This is a genomic window from Pseudomonadota bacterium (assembly GCA_010028905.1).
GTDB lineage: Bacteria > Vulcanimicrobiota > Xenobia > RGZZ01 > RGZZ01 > RGZZ01.
Genome location: RGZZ01000401.1, coordinates 1 through 4,620 on the forward strand (window position 1 = coordinate 1; position 4,620 = coordinate 4,620).

At 66.1% G+C, this 4,620-nt stretch carries 7 protein-coding genes; 4 read left to right on the forward strand and 3 right to left on the reverse strand.

Going from position 1 to position 4,620, the window contains the following annotated elements; all coding sequences use genetic code 11:
* Together EB084_19935 and EB084_19940 are read left to right on the forward strand one after the other, a co-directional pair.
* Positions 1-1,243, forward strand: a 1,243-nt coding sequence (locus EB084_19935; GenBank protein NDD30536.1) for a hypothetical protein, incomplete at its 5' end; no start/stop codon positions are given.
* Positions 1,227-1,568 (forward strand): hypothetical protein, encoded by a 342-nt coding sequence (locus EB084_19940; GenBank protein NDD30537.1) that lies wholly within the window; start codon positions 1,227-1,229, stop codon positions 1,566-1,568. The genes EB084_19935 and EB084_19940, both read left to right, overlap by 17 nt.
* Positions 1,569-1,600: 32 nt before the next feature.
* Here the strand turns inward: EB084_19940 and EB084_19945 are convergent, their stop codons facing one another.
* A complete protein-coding gene (locus EB084_19945; GenBank protein NDD30538.1) occupies positions 1,601-1,858 on the reverse strand; it encodes a hypothetical protein in 258 nt (85 codons plus the stop codon).
* An 817-nt stretch (positions 1,859-2,675) separates the two neighbouring features.
* On the opposite strand from EB084_19945, the gene EB084_19950 reads away from it, so the two are divergent.
* Positions 2,676-3,017, forward strand: a complete 342-nt coding sequence (locus tag EB084_19950) for a hypothetical protein (protein NDD30539.1) — start codon at positions 2,676-2,678, stop codon at positions 3,015-3,017.
* Here the strand turns inward: EB084_19950 and EB084_19955 are convergent.
* Positions 2,986-3,483, reverse strand: coding sequence for a hypothetical protein (locus EB084_19955; GenBank protein ID NDD30540.1), 498 nt, complete (start codon positions 3,481-3,483; stop codon positions 2,986-2,988). The genes EB084_19950 and EB084_19955 overlap by 32 nt on opposite strands.
* A 78-nt stretch (positions 3,484-3,561) precedes the next feature.
* Between EB084_19955 and EB084_19960 the strand changes: the two genes are divergently transcribed.
* Positions 3,562-4,311 carry a hypothetical protein gene (locus tag EB084_19960; GenBank protein ID NDD30541.1) on the forward strand — a complete coding sequence of 250 codons (750 nt, stop codon included), beginning with the start codon at positions 3,562-3,564 and terminating at the stop codon, positions 4,309-4,311.
* Here the strand turns inward: EB084_19960 and EB084_19965 are convergent.
* Positions 4,302-4,598 (reverse strand): hypothetical protein, encoded by a 297-nt coding sequence (locus EB084_19965; protein NDD30542.1) that lies wholly within the window; start codon positions 4,596-4,598, stop codon positions 4,302-4,304. The two genes, EB084_19960 and EB084_19965, sit on opposite strands and share 10 nt — an antisense overlap.
* Between the last annotated feature and the right edge of the window lie 22 nt (positions 4,599-4,620).

The window sequence follows — 4,620 nt, forward strand, 5'->3', positions numbered from 1 at the left end:
TATGCCGCCGCTCCGAACGGCGCGCGTCGAAGGGAAGCTCGTGCTGGCCATCGTCGACGTCGTCATGCTCGCCAAGAAGTGCACCTACGCGGCCGCGCAGCATATCTACCAGCGCCTGCTCCGCGAGTACTGGAACTTTGACGCCGAACTGGGCGTTGGCGTTGATCCAGATCTGGCTCCGCGCCAACGCGCAGATGCTCAGTTCTTTCCGGTCCAGCTTCACGGCGGCCAGGCGACCCCGTGCGCCGGCGCCGCGACCATCTGCGAGCTTCTGGTGCTAATACCCGGTTGCGATCTCTCGGTGCAGCTGCGCAAAGATATGGTCGCGTCCTTCTTCGGCGTGGACGGCCACGTCAGCTTCGACAGTCTACTCACCAATGAGCGCATGCAGGCCTTCGTGCGCGACGACATGGATAACCCGCTGGCGCAGTTCCTGGATTTGCGCGAGCAGAGAACTCTGGCGCGCGAGCTGCCTGGCCAAATGCAGCTCGCGCTGGCCAAGCGGGACGAGGGGCGCAACGAGCTGCAACTAGCGCTGGTCGAGCAGCGCGAGCAGGCGCTGGCGCACGAGGAGCGCATGCTGGCCGACTTCCGCGCGGAGCTGGCCAAGCGGGACGAAGAGGCGCTGGAGCGCGCAGAGCGCATGATGACCGGCTTCCATGCGGCGCTGGCCAAGCGGGACGAGGAGCTGCAGCTGGCGCTGGCCAAGCGGGACGAGGAGGCGCTGGCGCGCGAAGAGCGCATGATGACCGGATTCCGCGCGGCGCTGGCCGCGCAGGCCAAGGCGCTGACCGACGGCTTTCAAGCCGCGCTGGCCAAGCGGGACGACGAGCTGCGGGCGCTGGCCGCGCGCGACGCGGAGGCCGTGGCCGCGGCCACCGAGGGCGTGCGCCAAAGTGGACGTCTTGGACAGCCGCGTCGCGGCCGCGGTGCCGCCCACGGTCAACCTGAACGCGGCCGCGAGCAAAGCGCCGCTGCGCGCGGGCGCGCCCTGGCCGCCCGCCCAGCAGCGCGCCAGCGCCGAGGAGGCAGAGCGCTGCATTGCCCTCAGCAACTTCCTCAAGGAGAGGACGAGCAACTTCCTCAAGGAGAGGACGAAGCGGGACTCGGGCAAGCGGGACTCGGTCAGCCGGTACCTGGGGATCTTTGGAATGGTGGTCTTTGCCAAGGCGTGCGTGAAGTGGCCCGGCGAGCGCGAACTGAAGTACGTAGTGCAGAACGCACGAGTGCAAGCTGTCTATGACGACGAGGAGCTGCTGGAGGAGGCGCTCGAAGAGTGCAAGCCGCACTTCGACGACGTGAGCAGCGGCAAAGGGAGCTGGACGGCCAGCGCCGCGGTCAGCGCCTTCGTGAACGCGCGCGCGTGGCGCAACAAGCGCGCGATCGCGCAGTACTTCAACTGCCTCGCGGCCGTGGCGGTCGTGCGCGCCAAGCAGACGAGGCCCCTGGACCACGAGGAAGAAGTCTACGTGCTCAGCGAGCTCGAGCTGAAGCGCGCGCACGCGGTCTATGCTGTGCGCGTACGAGCGGCGCTGCGGGGCCGCGCGCGACGCGCCGGACGTCCCTGAAAACACCTGAGCTCTGCCGCGAGTGGGCTCTTTCAGAGACGCTTGAGATTGCATCTCAAATAGTAGTCGTCAATGGAGGCCTTCAAGTCGCGCTTGTTCCACAAAATATACCGCGAGAGAGTGCCGGCTGCGGTACAGTCCTTCCAATTCTCCGCGGCCCGGTGCCTCTTGATGTACCGCGCTTTTCTCTCTTTGTCGTGAGGCGCTGTCGTGTAGTCCTCGTACCCAGTCGCTCCGAAGTGAACCGTTTTTATCCGTCGCAGGTCCTTGTCGTAGAAGATGGCCGTCATTTTCTTCCCCGCTTTTGGGGATCTCGTTATTCTCGCGTACATTTTTCTAAGCGCCGTTTCTCTCGAGACCTTACCGTGCCATGGCGCCCGGTACCCTTTGACGGAGGGGCGCCCTGGCCCCCCCGCGGCCTCCCTTCGTCAACGCGCCCGGCGACGCGAAGACGGCTCAGCGAGGTGCCCGCGCAGCGGCGTAGGCCGCGGCGAAAACGCGCGCTCACGCAGCGGCCCTTTACGGGCGGCAGCTCTCTCGCGCAAAGGTAACCGCGGAGAACAAAAAGCGGCGAGACAGCGCCGCGGCCACCTGAAACCCCTGCAGGGGTGGAAAGAGTCTTTCAAGACGCGAGGAGGCTTAGAAAGCCGTGTTATGAGAGACCAAAATCAAGCCTTCTAAATTTGCTCGCAAAGACTCATGAGAACCCTGCGCGCTCGCCGCTTTCAGAGCGGCCCTGTAAAATCTCAAGACAGAGTCGTCAAGAAAGCAGCAGAGCAACCCTGCGCGTGCAGAGGCGCCCGCGGCGGGGCCGGACGAGAACGCGCTCACGACGAGAACGCGCTCACAGCCTCCAGTCCTTACGAGGGGGAGACCCTGTGCGGCTAGGAGCTCTCTTTACGCGAAGGCTCGCGGCTTTGGTACGGCTCCGGGAAAAAAGAGCTCCGCGTGCAGTTCGTTCCTTCATAGGGAAGTTTTCCTTCCCGCACGAAGCTGCCTTCGAAGGTCTTTCTGCTGGTTCTTTTTTGAGAGCTCGGCGCGCCTTAGGTTTAGAGCCAAGCCGAAGCGCGCAAGGCAGACGCCCGCGCATGAGAATCGGCTCAAGATATGGACGCCGAGGAGCAGCTGCGCGCGCTGCTGGGCGCCTTCAGCCCGGGCCAGCAGCGCAAGATGAAGGCGCGCGCCTACTGGGCCGCGCGCCGGCAGAAGAGGCGCCACGCGCTCGGCCAGCGCCTGTGCCCCATCACGCTCGCGCCTCTGCGCGCGCTGCAGGACCCTGTCGTGGCCTCGGACGGCGCGGTCTACGAGAGGCGCGCTCTCGAGCAGTGGGCGCAGCGCAGCGCCACGTCGCCGCTGACGCGGCTGCCGCTCGAGTACGGCGTCGGCCTTGACGCCGCGGCCAGAGGACTCCGAGGCTTCAAGCCTCGCGGCGCGACCTCGCGGTCGTGAGCTTTGGCGCCTTCGTCTCTCCGTACGGACCTGTACGGCAGACGGCCGAAGCCTGGCCGCGGTTTTGCACGGGGTTGCAGCAGCCAGGAACGTGCGAATTGCGGGCGTACAACGAGTCGCACGTCAAGCTCGCATCGTCGCACAGAGATAAGATATTGCAAGGAGCGCCCTCGCCCCAACGATTGACGTGGCAGTAGGCGGACGCGGCGCCGTTGTAGCTAACGGGGTTGCAACAGTAAACGTACTCTGCACCTTTACTATAAAGAGGATCGCAAGAAAGTCTAACATCCTGGCAGTCGTCGTCATTGCTGCAGGTCTGGCCCGCGTTGGGCGGAGGCGGAGGCGACGGCGAGGATGAGGGTGAAGGTGAGGGCGACGGCGAAGGTGAAAGCGGGGGCGGGGAGCTCGTGAGCCATAGCAGGACGCCTGCGAGGACGCCGAGGGCTAGTATCAGTCGTAGGTCCATTTCTACGCGCGGCCTTTTCCAGATACGCATTCCGTTTCACCTATTCAACCCGCCAGAACCTCAGGTGGAAGAAAGGTAATGGCAGTTGGCGACACGGACCACGCTGCCTCTGACGCGTCCGAGGAGGCCGCCTCCAACTACGAGCGCTTAGACTTCGGCGACGTCGAGGGCAAGGACAGGCCCTTCAGGCCCAACAACGCGCGCTGCAACGCGCCCTGCCCCCCCGGGTCCTTCTGCAACACGCGCGCGTGCTCGAGGAAAACCGAGTACTTCGTCCAGCAATGGACGTGCTTGTGGAGGCAGACGCACCTCAAGTGCTCGGAGGACGCGCAGCGCGAGTGCGCGTGGGGCAAAGTGTGGCGCTGCCACTTTAAGCAAATACAGCGCTGCGAGGTCCTCAAGGCGTTCCCGCGCGCCGCGCCGCGCTGCCCGGACGAGGCCGGCGACTCCCAGTGCTTCGTGCCGCGCGACACCTATTTCGCCCGCGTCTGGGAGATCGACTACGAGCCCTGCGACTACGACGACCTGCGCCACGGCGAGCGCAAGGACGACTCCGACTCCAGCGAGGGCGCCACCGGCTGCGCGTGCTGCGGCCTCGCGCAGGTCGTGGCGCCGCGCTGGGTCAAGATCACCTCTAGGGCGCAGATGCCGCCCGACCACGCCTACGAGCCGCCGCTGCCCTGGGCCAAGGGCAAGGACCAGCCAGACGAGCGCGAGCGCGACGCGCGAGGCCCGCGGCCCCGCTGCTCGGGCGCCCTGTGCCGCGTCGGGCCCAACGCCAACAAGAGCCCCGACTTCTGGCTGGCGCCAGTCTTCCCCTACGCGTAGCCGCGGTACTTGCCGTCCTCCCAGTGCCTTACGGGCGCCGTAATCTCGTCGTCGACGATCGCGGCTGCGCGGTACGTCGAGTCCGCCGGGTCCAGATGTAGCCGCCGATGCCAGGCGTGCGACAGGTCGAGCGGGTAGCGCGACGCGTCGAACGCCGCGCCCGCCTCCTCCGCGAACCGCCGGAGGCCCTCTAGCTTCAGCGCGTGCGCCGCGCGAATGCGATGAGGGCGCCAGATCAACCAGAAAAACGGCGGGTACAGCACGATGAAGCCCACGACGAGCAGCACGGCCGTCAGCCCGCACGCGACC